This is a genomic window from Pseudoalteromonas sp. Z9A5 (assembly GCF_011378875.1).
Taxonomy (GTDB): Bacteria; Pseudomonadota; Gammaproteobacteria; order Enterobacterales; family Alteromonadaceae; genus Pseudoalteromonas.
Map to the genome: position 1 here is coordinate 20262 of NZ_WTLC01000024.1, position 19599 is coordinate 39860.

Sequence of the window (19599 nt, forward strand, 5' to 3'; positions counted from 1 at the left end):
AGTTAGCTAATAGTTATTGGTATTAAGTACTGTGGTTAAGCAGTGCTTTTAGTTTGCCTGGTTTAATTGGCTTACTTAAATAATGAATATTGGCGGCTTTGGTTTCTTGTTTAAGCTCTGTGTCGCGCACTGCTGTAATTAAAATAGCAGGTACTTGGCTTTGCCATATTTCACGTAGAGTTTTAATAAGCGTTATGCCATCGCAGTCATTACCTAATTGGTAGTCCATTAAAATAACATCGGGTGCGCCGTTTTCTTTAGCGTGCCTTAGTACCGTATCTACATTATCAAATAGTGTGTAATTAGCCTGCCATTTTTTAAGTAAACTTGCCATTGCAGCTAGGTTTTCGGGGTCGTCGTCTACGGCTACAATATTAATTGCAGCGCGGTTTTCTATTAAGTTACTTGCTGTTGGCTTTTGTTGTACAAATTGTACATCGCCGTAGGGCACCTCAATACTAAAGCGGCTGCCTTTATTGGGCTCTGAATGTACGTCTAGCGGTAAACTTAGTAGGTCTGCCATTCGTTTTACTACGCCAAGTCCTAAGCCAACGCCTTTGTTATCACCCGATTCTACGCGATAAAAGTCGTTAAATATTTTGGCTTGTTCTACTTCACTAATGCCAGGTCCTGTATCCCATACTTCTATGCGTAAATTATGCTTACGGTTTCTACAGGCAATCAATACACGGCCGTTATCGGTATATTTAACCGCATTAGACACTAAGTTTTGTATAATTCGGCGCAAATAGGTTATATCGCTGTGCACAACTTGTTGGTTTGAACGTACACCTAATTTAAGGCCTTTATCGCTTGATAAAATAGCGTATTCACTTTGCAGTGGCGCTAAAATATCTTCAATGTAAAAGTGGCGTGGGGTAGGGGTCATAGCACCTTGTTCTAGCTTGGCTATTTCGAGCAGTGCCGACATTAAATGCACGGTTGAATCGAGGCTATCACCGAGTTTATCAAAGTTATTTTGGTTGGTGCTATCGAGCTGTTTTTCGTCAATAGCGGCAAGGTACAAACGCGCTGCATTTAATGGCTGTAAAATGTCGTGACTCGCTAATGCTAAAAAGCGTGTTTTACTGTCGTTTGCTTGCTCTGCTTCGCGCTTGGCTAAAGTAAGTGCTTGCTCAGTTTGTATACGGCTATCTATTTGTGCTTGTAAGTCTTTATTAATGGTTTGTACTTCTTGAGTACGCGCTTCTATGCGGTTTTCAAGATCCATATTTACTTCTTCAAGCGCATTTTGCGTACTTATGTGATTAGTAATATCTGAAAAGCTGGTAACAAATCCGCCATCAGGCAGTGGATTACCTATCATTTCGTATACTTGCCCATTACGACGATGACGAATAAAGTGATGCGAGCTACCGTATTTTAAATGTTGTACACGTTTTTCTACTTGGCGTTCTATTTCACCTGGACCACATTCACCCCGGTTAGCGTTGTACCTTATAATGTCTTCTATGGGTTGACCTACTTCTAAAAATCCCTCTGGGTAGCCAAACATTTCGCCGTAACGCTTATTCCATGCAACTAGTTTTAAATCTTTATCGACAACCGAAATACCATGGCTTAAATTTTCAAGCGACGTAAACAATAGGTTTTGGTTAAATTGCAGGGCTTGTGTGGTTTCGTCAAAAAAGTTTACCACTTCTTCAAATGCCATACGTTTACCCGACGAAACCGTGTGTATTAATGCTTGCGCTGATGACGCACCTAATACGCCCGTTAATGCGCGTTCGCAGTAAGCAATAAACTCTGGCTCTGGGTGAGCGTTGTTATCGTTTAAGTGATGAGCGAGTGCGTAATGTGCCAATACTTGTTGGCTACGCTGAATACCTAAAAATGTTTGTAGTAGTATTTTAAAGTCGTAAACAGTGGCTTTTACGTCTTTATTTAAACGTCTTGATAAAATAGCCTGATCTTTTGGATTAACAAATGCAGCAGCCTGAATTTTATCAATTAAGCGCTCTTCAGCCCCTAACGAAAAGCTAATATAACAACCAATATTAGCAAATAAGGCAATGAGCGTACCGCGTGTAATTAATGTTTGTTGCAGCTCACTATTTAGCGTGTTTCCTGCATCTAAAATTGGCAGCATTAAAAAAAGTATCCAGCAAATAAAGCCTGCTAATAAACCAGCATATACTCCATAAGCATGACCTTTTCGCCAATATAAACCGCCCACAATAGCGGGTAATAATTGAGTAACAAGCGAAAAAGCAACTAACCCCATACTTGCCAGTGCACTGCTATGACCAAACCATTGCTGATAAAAGTAAGCCAAAATTAATATACCGGCAATGGTAAAGCGCCTAACCAGTAAAATTTGCGATTTGTAACTGGTGGTTATTAAGTTACGTTTAAATTTACGGCGTAGTATAAGTGGCAGCACTACGTCGTTTGAGATCATGGTGCTTAACGTAAGCGTTGCAACCACAATCATTGCGGTTGCGGCCGACAACCCACCTATAAATACAAAGGTGGTTAAAAAGGCGTTGTCGTTAATTAACGGTAGGGCAAGTACAAAGCTGTCGGGTGAATAGCCGCTGCCAATTTCAGGATGAATTGCCGCAGTCGCAATAGGTAAAATCATTGCGGCTGTTAGTAGTAAATACAGCGGAAAAGCCCAGCGAGCGGTAAGCAAATGGCGTTTATTTTGATTGTCGACCACCGTTACATGAAATTGACGAGGCAAACATATAATTGCCGCAGCGGCCATTAACGACTGACCGATAAAGTTAAAATTAAAAAAGTTAAAGTCGCTCCAATGCGCCCAAATCGACTCAGTTACTTTGTTTTCAGTGGCTTCGGGTAAATTAAATAAGGTAAATATTGCAAGCCCTGCTACCGCTACAAGTGCAATAAGTTTAATCATTGACTCAAACGCTACGGCAAGCATTAATCCAGAACGATACTCTGTTACATCAACCTTGCGGGTACCAAAAAATATTGCAAATAATGCCATAATTAATGTTGCCGAAAGCGCGAGCATATCGCCCGATATTTTAGTACTACTTTGCAGCAGTAAAAAGCTAGTACTGAGCGCTTTTAATTGCAGTGCAATATAGGGAATAGTCGCCAGTAATGCGATTACAGTAACCATAATTGCGGTAGTTTGGCGTTTACCATAACGAGCTGAAATAAAGTCGGCAATGGTCGTAATATTTTGTTTTTTACTTACCAATACCAGTTTACGTAAAAACCCTTGCCCGAAAAAAAACAACAATGCAGGACCAAGCAAAATAGGCAAATAGCTCCAACTACTTGTGGCAGCTGTACCCACCGACCCGTAATAAGTCCACGAAGTACAATAAATTCCTAACGAAAGCGAATACACAAAGGGATGGTGGCTAATGCGCTTTGCTAAAGGTGTTGTTTTATCGCCCCAGTTGGCAAGCCAAAACAGCACACCTATATATCCTAAAGCAACAATAATGAGTACGGCAGTCATGTTGTTTTTTAACCTTATTATTTAAATTTACACTCGGACATAGCGAGTACCTACACAATACCAGAACTGAGGTTAAGTGTGAGGGTTGAATTTAAAGTAAAGTTTTAATTTTAAAGCTATCTTATTGAATATTAATAATAAAAATAAAGTAAGGTAAAACATTAGACTAATGTCGTATTAATCAACAAGTTATAGGTTTAGCAAAAAAGCCAATGTGCGATATTTACTTAACCAGTTGAAATTAAATAAAAATACGAACTTTATCGTTAATGGTTAAATGCAGTTTACGTAAACGTTAACAGGCTGTTACGACCATGGTCTCAATTCAATATTTAAGCAGTATTGCTAAATTGGTTAACGAAGATAAAAAACCACTCATTACAATATTGTGATGCTTAAAGGGGAAAAATAAAAATGGCTTTTAAAGATGAAGAACAAGCAAAAGCTTATTGGGCAGAAAACATTTCGCTGTTATTTAAACTGTTAGCAGTGTGGTTTATTGTGTCTTTTGGGTTTGGCATATTACTGGTTGATGTACTTAATGAAGTACGTTTTTTTGGGTTTAAACTTGGCTTCTGGTTCGCCCAGCAAGGCGCGATTTATACCTTTGTTGCTTTGATTTTTGTGTACGTTTTCAAAATGAATACGTTAGATAAAAAATATGGCGTAGACGAATAGGAGCTAAGCAATGGATGTTCAAACACTCACGTTTTTAATTGTTGGTTTAAGCTTTGCGCTTTATATCGGCATAGCAATTTGGGCTCGAGCGGGTTCAACTAAAGAGTTTTATGTAGCGGGCGGCGGCGTACCTCCTCTTGCTAATGGTATGGCAACGGCTGCTGATTGGATGAGCGCCGCGTCGTTTATTTCAATGGCGGGTATTATTTCGTTTGCAGGTTACGATGGCAGCGTTTACTTAATGGGGTGGACAGGTGGTTATGTACTATTAGCCATGTGTTTAGCGCCTTACTTACGTAAATTCGGCAAGTTTACTGTGCCAGACTTTATTGGCGACCGTTACTATTCACGCACTGCGCGTTTAGTGGCAATTGTATGTGCCATATTCATTTGTTTTACTTACATTGCAGGGCAAATGCGTGGTGTAGGCGTCGTATTTTCACGCTTTTTAGAAGTAGAAATTGAAACTGGTGTTTACATTGGTATGGTGATTGTATTCTTTTATGCGGTACTTGGCGGCATGAAAGGCATTACCTACACACAAGTAGCGCAGTATTGTGTGCTTGTATTTGCATACCTAGTACCAGCCATTTTTATCTCGATGATGATGACGGGTCACTTCTTCCCACAAACCGGTTTTGGTGCCACGTTAATTGGCAGCGATGGCGTGTACGTACTTGATAAACTAGACGGCTTAAGTGCTGAACTTGGTTTTGCGCAATACACCGAAGGCTCTAAGAGCATGATTGATGTGTTCGCTATTACGGGTGCGTTAATGGTAGGTACTGCGGGTTTACCACATGTAATTGTTCGCTTTTTCACGGTACCTCGCGTAAAAGACACGCGTATTTCTGCAGCATGGACATTAGTGTTCATTGCGATTGTTTATACCACAGCACCAGCGGTAGCCGCTTTTGCTCGCGTAAACATGGTTGATACTATTAATGGTAAAGACGGTAGCGGTACAGCTTACGCAGAAGCACCAGGATGGATTAAAAACTGGGAACGCACAGGTTTAATTACATTTAATGATAAAAACGGCGATGGAAAAATGTTCTACACGGCGGGTAAAATCACCGATCCGAACAGTGCTAACGAAGTAAATGTAGACCGCGACATTATGGTATTAGCTAATCCAGAGATTGCTAACTTACCAGCATGGGTAATTGCACTTGTAGCTGCTGGTGGTATTGCCGCTGCACTTTCTACAACAGCAGGTTTACTACTGGTTATTTCGACCTCCGTTTCGCACGATTTACTCAAGCGAACCCTTAAGCCCGATATTACCGACAAGCAAGAGTTACTTGCAGCGAGGTTGGCAGCCATGGTCGCTATTGTTATCTCCGCGTACTTTGGTATTAACCCGCCTGGATTTGTGGCATCGGTAGTGGCATTTGCATTCGGCTTGGCGGCAGCGAGTTTCTTCCCAGCAATTATTATGGGTATATTCTCTAAAACAATGAACCGCGAAGGCGCCATTGCAGGCATGGTAACGGGTATTGGCTTTACCGCTGCGTATATCATTTTCTTCAAGTTTGTTAGCCCAGAGCTAAACAGCCCTGAAAACTGGTTTTTAGGTATTTCGCCTGAAGGTATTGGCTTAATTGGTATGATTATTAACTTTGCAGTTGCTGCAATTGTTCTTAAGTTTACTAAACCTACACCAGTTGAAATTCAAGAAATGGTTGAAAGCATTCGTAACCCTAAAGGGTCTGCAGAAGCGCACGACCACTAGGCTACAATTTATAGATATAGTTTAGATAACATAAAGCACCAAAAGCCCGACTTTAGTCGGGCTTTTTATTTGTTTAATAAATAAGTACATTAGATTGGTACATCACCATTTAAAGAGCGAATACAATGAGTGTAGAACAACAAGAAATAGCCCAATACGTTTGTTTGCAAGCGCCTTTTACTATGCTTGATAGCAGCGCATACGAATATTTTGTAAATCATCTTGATATTATTTACCTCACCCGCGAAAACCAAACTCAGTGGTTACAAAGTGAAAACCCTAAACTGTTTTTAATTCGCTCTGGTTTGTATGACCTAGTTGATGGCAAGGGCGATGTTGTTACACGCTTGGCGCAAGGTGATTATTTTGGTTTTCCGTCGCTGTTAACCGGCGAGGCAATTCAAAATAGGTTAGAAGTACAAAAAGAGGGCATTGTGTATATGCTCTCTCAAACGCACTTTGATTTTTTACGCAGAGAATATAAATCGTTTGAGCAATACTTTGTACGCGCTCATGCTAACCGGTTGTTGTCATCGCATTATAAAAGTAAAAACGATAGTTGGTCTGAGCGTAAAATATCAGAGCTGATGACCCGCACCGCCATTACGCTTACGCCCGATGCAAGTATTAGGCAAAGTGCTAAAAAAATGAAAGAGCATGGCGTATCGTCAATAATGATAACGCAGCACGCGCACTTAGTAGGGGTAGTAACCGACCGCGACTTACGTAATCGAGTACTTGCCGACGAGGTAGATCCACAAGATGCAGTAAGCAGTATTATGACCGCCAAGCCCAAGTTTATATTTGAAAATAACCGGGTGTTTTCGGCGCTGCACTTAATGCTTAAATATAATATTCATCATTTACCCGTGCTTGACGAAAGTCACAACCCGATAGGGATGATAACCAGCACCGATTTACTGCGCCAACAAAAAAGCGACCCCGTACAGCTTATTGGGCGCATATATAAAGCGCATACTGTTACTGATTTAAAACGCTACGCAAAAGAAATCCCCGAACTACTGCGTAGTTTTTCGTACAATATTGACGACATATCGCTCATTGGTAAATTACTCAGTGGTTTAACCGATGCGCTTACATCGCGCCTTATTCACTTATTTCAAGAAGAGCATGGCGCAGCGCCAACCAGCTTTAGTTTTATTTGCTTTGGCTCGCAAGCACGCGAAGAACAAACCCTGCATTCAGATCAAGATAACGGCTTATTACTCCCTAACGACTTAACCCCCGAACAACACGCTTACTTTAAAAGCATGGGAGAGTTTGTATGTGAAAACTTAGTTGAGTGCGGCATTAGGCGTTGCCCAGGTAATATTATGGCAAGCAGCGATGAGTGCCGAATGAGCGTAAACGACTGGAGCGAGCGCTTTTTTAAATGGATAAAAAGCCCCACACCCAATGCAATGCTTAACTGTAAGATATTTTTTGACCTGCGATTTATTGAAGGTTCAAACGCTTTATACACGGCTTTTTGCGAGCAATTAATTCGTATATCGCGTAACGATTTGTTTTACGCTGCTATGGCAACTGACATAAGTAACAACAACGTACCTATTGGTTTATTTAATAAATTTAAAACCGAAAAAACAGATAAAAACGACAAATACATAGATTTAAAAAAACGCGGCGTGGTGATCATAAACGACATAGTACGTTTATACGCTTTAAAAGCGGGTATTAAGCGCGCCAACACGCAAGAGCGATTAGACGCACTACTAAAACACAAACTGATCAGCAAAGAAGATATATACAACCTAAAAGATTGCTGGCGATTTTTAACGCAGCTTCGCTTGAGTACACAAATAAACGAAGAAGGCTTACCGAGTAATTGTATTAATCCTAATAAATTAAACTCACTAGAACGCCATCAACTAAAAGAAGCGTTTTACCTTGTTAAACAAGCGCAGCAAGCCGCCGCGTTTAAGTTTGCTCGCGGCAGTTTATAATAATGGATTACTAACATGGTTAAAAAGCTGCTCACTCGGTATTTAAAGCGCCGTAAATTATTAGGTAAAAATGCCTTACAACAACGTTATTTGGTGATTGATTTAGAGCTCACTGGGCTTGATGCAAAACAGCACGAAATTGTATCGGTAGCGTGGGTGATAATAGATAACCAATGTATAAAAATGAGCGAGTCGCAGCACCTTATAAATAAAGACGTAAAAAGCCTTGAGCAAAGTCCTGTTTTTCATGGAATTAGCGACGATGCTATAGCAAAAGGGCTAAGCCTAAACAGTATATTAACGCAGTTAAGTAGCCACTTTAGTGATTGTATTTTAGTATTTCATAATGCCATGCTCGATTGGGGGTTTTTAAAAATAGCGCTTAAAAATGCCAATATAACTATACGTCCTAAACTCATAATCGACACACTCCATATTGAGAAAAAGCGCTTACTGCATCATTCATCTGAAATAAAACAAGATGATTTAACCCTTAATGCTTGCCGCACACGTTATGAGTTACCAAGCTATCATTGCCATCATGCGTTAACCGATGCACAAGCCACCGCCGAGTTACTGCTAGCCCAGTGCCATCAAATAAGCCGTGGCAAAGAGTTGATGGTAGGCGAGTTGACGTAGGTTAGGCAGAGGACAGCAACACCCAATGATAAAATACCTTATCGGTTAAAACTAAGGTTTAATGATAGGCAGTTTACTTTTATTGTTATTCGTATGATTATAGGTACTTGTATATTCATTATTTAATATCAAAAATATAAATTTCATAAACAGAAAACGCAGATGGAATAGCGAAGATGAATAAATACGAAAAAGTTGATTTAGCTTATAATTTTCTTGTTGAAAAAGAAAAAGAGAGTGAAGCGTTTACTGTACTTCAATTAATGGAAGCAACGGAGTGGAAGGCTGACACATGTAGAACATATTTATCTAAACGATGGTATCAATATCTAGAAAAAGATGGAGAGCAGTATTCAAGTTCCGGAATAGCTTTTTTAAGTAAAAATGAATTTAGAGCGGTTCATAGCCAAAAGTTACAACAAGTAATTAATCATTCTGTAAAAGGAATATTACTTCACAAGGCTAAAGAGTTCGCGTTGCTTGCCGTATCAACTTATAACAACCCCTATACTGAATTTAAAACTTATGGGTTCATAGTAAATATAGTGATTGCTTATACATCACTTATGCATGCTATATTTGAGAAGAAAGGAATTGATTATTTCCATAAAGGTGCAAATGGAAGAACGATTTTTATCGATGGTGAAGAAAAGTCATGGGAATTGAGTGAGTGCATCGATGGGTATTGGTTGGGATTTGAAGCTCCAGAAAAAGCGAATATAAAATTTTTAATCGGGTTAAGAAATAAAATAGAACACCGAAGCTTACCTGCTATTGATTTAGCCGTGAGTGGCGAATGTCAGTCAGCATTAAGTAATTTCGAAACAATACTAGTTGAAGAGTTTGGAGATGAGCATGCTTTAACCGCAAGTCTTGCGATTGCAATGCAATTAACAAGAATTTCCGAACAAGCTCAGATAGATGCTTTGAAACAGCTTCAAAAAGATAATTACAAAGTTGTTCGCCGATATATGGAAACATATCGAAATGATCTAAACGATGATGTAGTTCAAAGTCAAAAATATAGGGTTCGAGCCTTTTTGGTTCCTAAACTAGGAAATCATGCAAAGTCAGCGGATATGGCTATAGAGTTTATTAACGTAAATAAGTTAAGTGAGCAAGAGTTAGAAAACTACGAACAAGGTGTTGCATTTATCAAGGGGGTCGAAAGTCCTTTTAAGTTAAGACCAAGTAAAGTTGTAGAGCTTGTTTCTAAAAAAATTCCTTTCTTTAATATAGCTTTACATACTAAATGTTGGAAATTTTATGATGCAAGACCACGTGGTGAACAAAGAGGTTTTAAAGGTGAATTTTCAGGTTTTGTAGAAGGTTTTGAAGGTTATTTGTATTCATTGTGTTGGAGTAAATTTTTAATAGAAGAATTAAAAAAACCAGAAGTCCTAACACTCGTTAAACAACAAGCGATTTGATAATAAATTATTGCTATTCAAGGAACGAGTATGAAACTCATCACCACTATTTTTCTAATATTATTCCCACTTATCACTTTTGCTAATTCAAGCTTGCCTGCTAATCGCCATATTGCAGTACAGGGCACTGCTGAGATATTAGCAAAGCCCGATATGGCTGAGATTTCTTTTGAAGTAATAAGCTTTAAAGACAAATCACTTGATGCTAAACGTGATGTTGATGATCGAGTAAACTTGCTACTTAAAGGTTTAAGCAAGTTCGGTGTTAAGGAGACTGATGTTTCTGCTACAAGCCTGTTAACTTACAATGATGACGACAAGTTTAATGTTGAGAGTGGTACAATGATTAATGCAGGGTTTGTGGCAACAAGAACACTTAAAGTAACATTAAGAAATATTGAAAAAGTGAATGACTTTATCGATTTTGCATTAAGTGTAAAAATTAATGAACTGACGAATATTGAGCTTATGTCTTCAAAATTCGCGCAGTTAGAAGCTGAAGCAACACAAGGCGCAATAGATAACGCTATAGTTAAAGGGAGCGAGCTTGCTAAAGCATTTGGCGCAGAGCTTGGAAAAATTTACAGCATTAATTCAAATTCTAACCGTTCAAGTTATGGTTATGGTGCAGGTAATTTTGAGAGAATAGTTGTAACCGGTTCTAAAGTTACTAGAAATCCATTTGAACAAGGCAAGTACCTGCAAGAAACTATTACATTTAAATCATCAATAAACGTGGTGTTTGATTTAGAAGTAAATGATTAAGTTGAAATTTTCATTTCAAATACATTTTCATAATGTAAGCTGGCTTTAAGTTTTTGATTAATTTGAAGGTAGCCATATTATGAGCGATGAAAATAACACGTTAAAAGCACAAACTGAGGCAAAAATAGCAGCAGGGCGTAAAGGTAATCCTGATTTTATGAAAGGCGTTGATGAAACTATTGCACAAGCAAAAGCGTTTCAACAAGGTGCTAATGCACTTGATTTAAACCAAAGCGCACCAAGTTTTGAGTTACCAAATCAACATGGTCAATCGGTGCAGTTAACCGAGTTACTTGCTAAAGGGCCTGTGGTTGTTACTTTTTATCGTGGTAGTTGGTGCCCGTACTGTAATTTACAACTGAAAGCACTGCAGTCACGTTTACCTGAAATTCATGCTTTAGGTGCGCAGCTGGTGGCTATTAGCCCGCAAGTACCCGATGGCTCAATGAGCGAAAACGAAATAAGTAAAATGGATTTTGTAGTACTGTCGGATCAAAATGCGGATGTAGCAGCAAGCTACGGCGTAGCATGGCAAGTACCTACATTTTTACTAGAGCATATGCGAGTAGACCGAGGACTAGATTTAGAGTCGCTGAATAATGGAAATGGCAGTATTTTACCTATTCCTGCCACCTTTGTTTTAGATAAACAAGGTAAAGTGACTTGGCGCTATGTTGATGTTGATTACCGTACTCGCTCTGAGCCAGAAGATATAATTAATGCATTAAAAAAACTAGTTTAAAAAGCTTAATTTACAAGGCTTAATCTAAAAGCCCAGAACCATTAAAGAGCTTGCAACGCGTAAGCTCTTTACTCTTAATTTAAAGTTTCTAATGCTACCCTCTTATAATCATACTCAAGGTCGATTACAATACAGCCATCTAAAAGGCGTATTGCCTTTATCTGCACGCTAAAAGAGTGGATTTTATATTTCATGGCAATCAAACTTGCAATTAATGGTTTTGGTCGTATTGGTCGAAATATTGTCCGCGCGTTATACGAGTCAGGTTTAAGCGACGATATAAAAATTGTCGCGATTAACGAACTTGCTGACCCTGAAGCTATTGCTCATTTATTAAAATACGACACATCCCACGGTCGTTTTTCTTTCCCTGTAAAACTTGGTGAAGACACCATTAGTGTTGCAGGCGATACCATTGCACTTTTTTGTGAAGAAAACCCAATTGAATTACCTTGGCAAACACTCGATGTAGACGTTGTACTTGAATGTACTGGCGTTTATCACTCGCGTGAACATGCGCAGTTACATATTACCGCAGGTGCTAAAAAGGTATTGTTTTCGCATCCGGCTGATAACGATGTTGATGCCACTATTGTATATGGCATTAACGACGATGAGCTTAAAAGCGAGCACACAATTGTGTCTAACGGCTCGTGCACAACTAACTGTGTTGTGCCGGTTATTAAAGTATTAGATGATGCGTTTGGTATTGAGTCGGGCGCTATTACGACTATTCATGCGTCGATGAACGATCAGCAAGTGATTGATGGTTATCATCATGATTTACGCCGTACGCGCGCTGCAAGTCAGTCTATTATTCCGGTTGATACAAAGCTCGCCCGTGGTATAGACCGTATTTTACCTAAGTTTAAAGGCCGTTTTGAAGCCATAGCCGTACGAGTTCCGACTATAAATGTAACGGCAATGGATTTAAGTGTAACGGTTAATACCGATGTAGATTTAAGTGCGGTAAATAATGCACTAAAAGCACAAGCGAAAGACCGCCTTGAAGGTATTTTAAGTTATACCGAAGAGCCATTAGTATCGGTTGATTTTAATCACGATCCGCATTCTTGTATTATCGATGGCACACAAACGCGCGTTAGTCACAAACGATTAATAAAGCTGTTGGTATGGTGCGATAACGAATGGGGTTTTGCTAATCGTATGCTCGACACTGCACGTGCTATGATGGCAACAAAGCTGTAATTTTATTTATTAATATTATAATTTTAAACATATATTTTAAGTTCAGTATCGTTAACTAAGGAGATGTTCATGTCAGTCATAAAAATGGCAGATTTAGATTTAAACGGCAAGCGCGTATTAATTCGTGAAGATTTAAATGTACCAATTAAAGCAGGTAAAGTGACGTCAGATGCGCGTATTCGTGCAGCACTACCTACTATTAAATTAGCCCTTGAAAAAGGCGCTAAAGTAATGATTATGTCTCACCTTGGTCGTCCTACAGAAGGCGAGTATGACGAAGCGTTTTCGCTTGCGCCTGTAGTTGATTACTTAAACGATGCGCTTGAACAAACTGTACGTTTAGAAAAAGATTACCTAAACGGTGTTGATGTTGCCGATAACGAAGTTGTTGTGTTTGAAAATGTGCGCTTTAACAAAGGCGAGAAAAAAGACGACGAAGCGTTATCTAAACAACTTGCAGCACTGTGTGATGTTTACGTAATGGATGCATTTGGTACGGCTCATCGTGCACAAGCGTCTACGCATGGCGTTGGTTTGTTTGCAGATGTTGCGTGTGCTGGTCCGTTATTATCGGCTGAGCTTGAAGCATTAGGTAAAGCACTTGATAACCCAGCGCGTCCTTTAGTGGCGATTGTTGGTGGTTCAAAAGTATCTACTAAGTTAACTGTTTTAGATTCACTTTCTAAAATTGTTGACCAGCTAGTTACTGGCGGCGGTATTGCTAATACCTTTATTGCAGCGTCAGGTCATCCTGTTGGTAAGTCGCTTTATGAGGCTGATTTAATGGATGAAGCAAACCGTTTATGTGCAGCAGCTGTTGCTAATAATGGTGAAATTCCGGTACCGACCGACGTTGTTGTTGGTAATGAGTTTTCGGAATCTGCTGTAGCTACGCTTAAAGATGTAAGCGAAGTAACAAGCGACGATATGATTTTTGATATTGGCCCAGATACAGCGAGCAAGCTTGCAAAAATTATTGCAAATGCGGGCACTGTTGTATGGAATGGTCCTGTTGGCGTGTTTGAGTTTGATCAATTTGGTAATGGCACACGTGCTATTGCTCAAGCTATTGCTAACTCAAATGCGTTTTCGATTGCTGGTGGCGGTGATACCCTAGCTGCAATTGATAAATACGGTATTAGCGACAAAATATCTTATATTTCTACCGGTGGTGGTGCGTTCTTAGAGTTTTTAGAAGGCAAAAAACTTCCTGCTGTTGAAATGCTAGAATCACGCGCTAAGTAACTTATTTTACTTAGGCGTAAGCGGGTGGGGTTTACTCCACCTGCGACAATTAATTATTAAATACCTCTCACCCTAATTTAATAGTTAATTTATACGGAATTTTACTGCAAAGCAGTGGTTTTTCGTGGCGTTGTAGTAACGCCAAACTAACACATCCGTTCAAACTAGATGGTAGGGAACTACTATCGATAAATTGGAGAATACCCAATGGCTTTAATCAGTATGCGACAACTTTTAGATCATGCAGCAGAGCATGGTTACGGCGTACCTGCTTTTAACGTTAATAACCAAGAGCAAATGCGCGCAATAATGGAAGCGGCTGACAAAACAAACAGCCCAGTAATTGTTCAAGGATCAGCTGGCGCTCGTGCTTACGCTGGTGCTCCATTTATCCGTCATATGATTTTAGCAGCCGTTGAAGAATGGCCACATATCCCAGTTGTAATGCATCAAGATCACGGCACATCGCCAGGTGTATGCCAACGTTCAATTCAGCTTGGTTTTTCATCTGTAATGATGGATGGCTCATTAATGAGCGATGGTAAAACCCCTTCAAGCTACGAATACAATGTAGAAGTAACGCGCGAAACTGTTGCTATGGCGCATGCCTGTGGCGTATCGGTTGAAGGCGAGCTAGGTGTATTAGGTTCACTTGAAACAGGTGAAGCTGGCGAAGAAGATGGCGTTGGTGCAGAAGGGTTATTAACTACTGAGCAAATGCTAACAGATCCTGAAGAAGCCGCTGACTTTGTAAATAAAACTCACGTTGATGCACTTGCAATTGCCTGTGGTACATCGCATGGTGCTTATAAATTTACACGTCCACCAACCGATGACATTTTAGCAATTGACCGTATTAAAGCGATTCATGCGCGTATTCCTAACACGCATTTAGTTATGCATGGTTCGTCTTCTGTTCCACAAGAATGGTTAGAAATTATTAATCAGTACGGTGGCGAAATTCCAGAAACTTACGGCGTACCTGTTGAGCAAATTGTTGAAGGTATTAAGTTTGGTGTTCGTAAAGTAAATATTGATACCGATTTACGTTTAGCATCTACTGGTGCAATTCGTCGTCATATGGCGTTAAATCCATCTAACTTCGATCCGCGTAAATACCTAGCCGAAGCGACTAAAGCAATGACAGAAATTTGTGTTGCACGCTACAACTCGTTTGGTACCTCTGGTCAGGCTAGTAAAATTAAGCCAATTTCACTTGATGAAATGCACCTTAAGTATTTAAGCGGTGAGCTAGACCCTAAAATTAGATAATTGATCATTTTATAACTGATCATTTTTAAAGCCAGTAACTTAGTTGCTGGCTTTTTTAATGCTTGTAACTTTATCTTGCAGATTACATTTGTGAGATCACTGCATTACTAACGTTGTATTTTGGGATCACGCATTTACTAACATAAGTAATTTGGGATCATTACTTTACTAAGTAAAATACACATTGACGGTATTTTAAGCTTTAAAATAATCTGATCGTTATATGTTTGTATAAACAATCAACAGTTTAGATGTTTGACTAGGTACAAATCTGATCTGTAAATAGATCAGCTTGGTAAAAATCTGATCTTTTATTATGGGCTTAGTAAAATACAGATCTATTTTTGTACATGTTGATGCTTATACAAGCGTGTTTACCGGTTTCAAATTGTGTTTAAAGCTATTTTTTAAACAATCGATCAGTTAAAAAAGTATGGTTAGTAAAATATTGATCCCAGTAAATTAGCTTTATTTAGCAACATATAGAAAGAGGTAGGGTGGCTAAATTTGTAAAAAGTCTTTGTTTATATAAATTTATCGCAAATCACTTTTTTACTGACTGAAATACTAAAATGTTTAAAAATATGGTGTTAATGAGATTTATTGTCACTATTTTGTGTTTTTTTTACCATCATTTTAAATTACACGTTACACTTTCATAAAAATGTCATACTTAGTCATAATAATGAAAACTAATTCGATAGCGTAAGAGATAAATTGGAATGTCACGTAAAGTACTAGTCGTAGATGACGAAGCTCCTATTAGGGAGATGCTGGTTTTTGTTTTAGAGCAAAATGGATTTCAAGCAATTGAAGCAGAAGATTACGACTCTGCTATTGCTGCTATGGTTGAACCGTATCCTGATATGGTTTTACTTGATTGGATGTTACCAGGTGGTAGTGGTATTCAAATTGCTAAAAAATTCAAACAAAATGAACACACACGCCAAATACCAATTATTATGCTTACGGCACGCGGTGAAGAAGAAGACAAAGTACGCGGTCTTGAAGTAGGCGCAGATGATTACGTAACTAAGCCGTTCTCTCCTAAAGAACTTATGGCGCGTATTAAAGCGGTTATTCGCCGTGTATCGCCAACCTCATTAGAGGAAGCTATTGAAGTACATGGCTTACGCTTAGACCCAATCTCGCATCGTGTTACCTCAGAGGGTAATGAGCTTGATATGGGACCAACCGAGTTTAGATTACTGCACTTTTTTATGACCCACCCAGAGCGTGTTTATAGTCGTGAACAATTACTAGATCATGTATGGGGTACCAATGTGTATGTAGAGGATCGCACTGTTGATGTGCATATCCGTCGTTTACGTAAAGCAATTGGATCACTTGGACATGACCGTTTAGTACAAACTGTACGTGGTGCCGGTTATCGTTTTTCAAGTAAGCTGTGATCAGCTTAAAGCTTAGTTAATGTGTGAAATACGCATGTATTACTACTCTAAGGTAAAGTGAGTGTATGTATCGAGTTGTTAATAAACAGGCATTAGTAAAACGCCTGTTTATCTATTTTTTACCCTTACTATTAATTGGTGTGCTAGTTGGCGCACCATTTTTGCTTTTATTTTTAGGATCTTTTTCTCTTCTTGTTTGGCACTACCATCAACTTTATCGTTTGAGTGATTGGCTACTTAATCAACGTAGCTTTAATCCGCCTGAAGGTGAGGGGGCATGGGAGCAAGTGTTCGAAGGTATTTATCATCTGCAACATCGTAATCGTAAAAAACGTAATGAACTTGCCGATTTAATTCGCCGTTTTCGTGATGGTGCAGAAGCTGTACCTGATGCCGTTGTGGTGCTGCAAAACGATTTAAGTATTGTGTGGTGTAATCAACTTGCACTTAAAGTACTTGGTTTACAGTGGCCGGGGGATCATGGTCAGCGACTTGATAATTTAATACGCGAACCTAAGTTTGCTAAATATATGCACAAAGGCGAGTTTGACGATGCGCTTGAGCTTGATAATGGGCATGCTGTGGAGCAAGTACTTGAATTTAGGGTAATGCCATATGCAAGTACGCAGCTTATGGTGGTCGTGCGAGATGTAACGCGTTTAAAACAACTTGAGCAAATGCGTAAAGACTTTGTGGCAAATGTATCGCACGAACTTCGAACTCCACTAACAGTTATTGCCGGTTATCTTGAAATGATGGATGGCGATATGATGCCGCCACCGGCTATGTGGGGTAAAGCACAAAAAACAATGCTTGAGCAATGCAAACGGATGGATAGTTTAGTTAGCCAACTATTGTCGCTTTCGCGTATTGAAGGTGCACGCCGCCAAGATAACGATAAAGCAATTAATGTTCCCCAGTTACTTACTTATATTCAAACAGAAGCGCAATCAATCAATCAAGATAAAGCGCACGAACTTATTTTTGATATAGACACCTCTTTAGATATTAAAGGCTCTGAGGACGAATTACGCAGTGCATTTTCTAATTTAGTATTTAACGCTATTCATTACACAAAGCCTGGTGGCAAAGTAGAAGTGTGTTGGCAGCGTAAAAATAACAAAGCGTGCTTTAGTGTTATCGATAACGGTGATGGTATTGCAGCAGAGCATATTAACCGTTTAACTGAGCGTTTTTATCGAGTAGATAAAGCACGCAGTAGAACAACTGGTGGCTCCGGTTTAGGCTTAGCTATTACAAAGCATGTGTTAACACGCCACGATAGCCAATTAAATATTACGAGTGAAGTAGGTAAAGGATCGTGTTTTTCTTTTGAATTTTCAATGGATAAGATTGTTCCATTAACTAAAAAATTAAGCTAATCAGTCAAGTCATAAAAGTGTCATTTAAGAGTAATGTAACTGTCATGTACTCACTTTAGAGTGGGCACCAGTTACAAAATGGGACGAACAAACTGGAGAACCCAACATGAAATTTAAAAATTTAGTTGCCGCAATGGGTGTGGCTGTTACAACTTTCGTATCTGCTCAAGCTTTTGCTCTAGATCAAAATATTCCTGAGTATCAAAAAATTAGCGGTGTTTCAGGCAACTTTTCATCAGTAGGTTCAGATACTTTAGCCAACATGATGACGTTTTGGGCTGAAGAGTACAAACGTATTTACCCAAATGTAAATATTCAAATTCAGGCAGCAGGTTCTTCTACTGCTCCACCGGCACTTACCGAAGGTACAGCTAACCTTGGTCCTATGAGCCGTAAAATGAAATCAAAAGAAATCGAAGCGTTCGAAAAACGCTACGGCTACAAACCAACAGAAGTACGCGTAGCAATTGACGCACTAGCTGTTTATGTTCATAAAGACAACCCAATTGAAGGTCTTCGTATTGACCAAGTAGATGCTATTTTTTCATCTACTCGCAAATGTGGTGCGTCTGAGCAAGTAAATCGTTGGAGTGATGTTGGCTTAACAGGTAACTGGGCAGCAAGAGACATTCAGCTTTACGGACGTAACTCTGTATCGGGTACTTACGGTTACTTTAAAAAGAAAGCATTGTGTAAAGGTGACTTTCGTAACAACGTAAATGAGCAACCTGGTTCTGCATCAGTAGTACAGTCAATTTCATCGTCATTAAATGCAATTGGTTACTCTGGTATTGGTTATAAAACATCGGGTGTACGTACTGTACCACTTGCTAAAAAAGGCGATAACTTTGTTGATGCAACATTAGATAACGTTGCTAAAGGTAAATATCCGTTGTCTCGCTTTTTATATGTTTATGTAAACAAGCACCCAAATAAGCCGTTGTCTCCAATGGAAGCACAGTTCTTAAAAATGGTACTTTCAAAAGACGGTCAGCAAATTGTAGAAAAAGATGGTTATGTACCACTTTCTGCAAAGCTAGTAGAAGTAGAACTTAAAAAGCTTGGTTTAAATTAAACAAACCTTAATATAGCGAATATAAAAGCCAGTTAATGACATTCATTAACTGGTTTTTTTGTTTATAGTACATTTATTAAAAACGTGTTTTTTAAAGGCATCTGATTGATAGCCAATATAAATAAACTAATGCAGAGGTAATTACAGAGCTACTTTATTATAAATCCCACTTTGTAGTTAACTATCCTTTAGTGAATAAATCCTATCTAAAATACTTATCTTAAAAATCATTACTTTGGTAATAAAAAACAATTGTACAACTTTCCTAAAAACATAATTTCTATCGCATGGTAATTAATCACAGTGATGATTTTCTACGATTCAATAAATAGAGTTTTAGATATGAAGATTCTCGTTTTTTTAAAGCACAAGACGTTTTTAATGAGGATGGATCTTTGCAAACAGATGAAGATCAAATTTCATGGTTTGACTATTTTAGCCGAACCATTAATCGACTTATTTGGTGGGGTGAGGCAACAAAAGAGCACCGTTCATTAGTTGACCCACATAATATGATTAAAGACTTTAAAGCAACGCCGAGTGGACGTAACGCGCCTTAAATTTACATGCGGCGATGTTTAAGGCATA

15 protein-coding genes are annotated in these 19599 nt (G+C 38.9%); 14 read left to right on the top strand and 1 reads right to left on the bottom strand.

Annotated features, from left to right (window positions below; genetic code table 11):
* Positions 1–22: 22 nt before the first annotated feature.
* On the bottom strand, positions 23–3463 hold the full coding sequence (locus GQR56_RS13090; RefSeq protein ID WP_166112208.1) for a PAS-domain containing protein: 3441 nt from the start codon (positions 3461–3463) through the stop codon (positions 23–25).
* A gap of 414 nt (positions 3464–3877) precedes the next feature.
* Here GQR56_RS13090 and GQR56_RS13095 point away from each other — a divergent pair, with 414 nt between their 5' ends.
* From GQR56_RS13095 to GQR56_RS13160, 14 genes are all read left to right on the top strand, one after another.
* Positions 3878–4141, top strand: a complete 264-nt coding sequence (locus GQR56_RS13095) for a DUF4212 domain-containing protein (RefSeq protein ID WP_007377498.1) — start codon at positions 3878–3880, stop codon at positions 4139–4141.
* A gap of 10 nt (positions 4142–4151) precedes the next feature.
* Complete coding sequence (locus GQR56_RS13100) at positions 4152–5876, top strand: sodium:solute symporter family protein (RefSeq protein ID WP_166112211.1); 1725 nt, start codon at positions 4152–4154, stop codon at positions 5874–5876.
* A gap of 125 nt (positions 5877–6001) precedes the next feature.
* The gene (locus tag GQR56_RS13105; RefSeq protein WP_166112214.1) at positions 6002–7840 is read left to right on the top strand and encodes a DUF294 nucleotidyltransferase-like domain-containing protein; all 1839 of its coding nucleotides are present in this window, start codon (positions 6002–6004) and stop codon (positions 7838–7840) included.
* Between the two features lie 15 nt (positions 7841–7855).
* Entirely contained in the window at positions 7856–8479 is a 624-nt protein-coding gene (locus GQR56_RS13110; protein ID WP_166112217.1) for a 3'-5' exonuclease, read from the top strand.
* 176 nt (positions 8480–8655) lie between these two features.
* Positions 8656–9909 (top strand): DUF3644 domain-containing protein, encoded by a 1254-nt coding sequence (locus GQR56_RS13115; RefSeq protein ID WP_166112220.1) that lies wholly within the window; start codon positions 8656–8658, stop codon positions 9907–9909.
* Positions 9910–9939: 30 nt separating this feature from the next.
* Positions 9940–10674 (top strand): SIMPL domain-containing protein, encoded by a 735-nt coding sequence (locus GQR56_RS13120; protein WP_166112223.1) that lies wholly within the window; start codon positions 9940–9942, stop codon positions 10672–10674.
* A gap of 79 nt (positions 10675–10753) precedes the next feature.
* Positions 10754–11416 carry a peroxiredoxin-like family protein gene (locus tag GQR56_RS13125; RefSeq protein WP_166112226.1) on the top strand — a complete coding sequence of 221 codons (663 nt, stop codon included), beginning with the start codon at positions 10754–10756 and terminating at the stop codon, positions 11414–11416.
* 192 nt (positions 11417–11608) lie between these two features.
* Positions 11609–12625, top strand: coding sequence for an erythrose-4-phosphate dehydrogenase (epd, locus tag GQR56_RS13130; RefSeq protein ID WP_166112229.1), 1017 nt, complete (start codon positions 11609–11611; stop codon positions 12623–12625).
* A gap of 69 nt (positions 12626–12694) precedes the next feature.
* A complete protein-coding gene (locus GQR56_RS13135; RefSeq protein WP_166112232.1) occupies positions 12695–13870 on the top strand; it encodes a phosphoglycerate kinase in 1176 nt (391 codons plus the stop codon).
* Between the two features lie 207 nt (positions 13871–14077).
* Complete coding sequence (gene fba, locus GQR56_RS13140; protein WP_007587174.1) at positions 14078–15142, top strand: class II fructose-bisphosphate aldolase; 1065 nt, start codon at positions 14078–14080, stop codon at positions 15140–15142.
* A gap of 722 nt (positions 15143–15864) precedes the next feature.
* Positions 15865–16554, top strand: coding sequence for a phosphate regulon transcriptional regulator PhoB (gene phoB, locus GQR56_RS13145; RefSeq protein WP_024611530.1), 690 nt, complete (start codon positions 15865–15867; stop codon positions 16552–16554).
* Between the two features lie 65 nt (positions 16555–16619).
* Entirely contained in the window at positions 16620–17936 is a 1317-nt protein-coding gene (gene phoR, locus GQR56_RS13150; protein WP_166112235.1) for a phosphate regulon sensor histidine kinase PhoR, read from the top strand.
* A 106-nt stretch (positions 17937–18042) separates the two neighbouring features.
* Positions 18043–19011, top strand: a complete 969-nt coding sequence (locus tag GQR56_RS13155; protein WP_024611528.1) for a phosphate ABC transporter substrate-binding protein PstS family protein — start codon at positions 18043–18045, stop codon at positions 19009–19011.
* A gap of 395 nt (positions 19012–19406) precedes the next feature.
* A complete protein-coding gene (locus tag GQR56_RS13160; protein WP_166112238.1) occupies positions 19407–19571 on the top strand; it encodes a hypothetical protein in 165 nt (54 codons plus the stop codon).
* Positions 19572–19599: the final 28 nt, after the last annotated feature.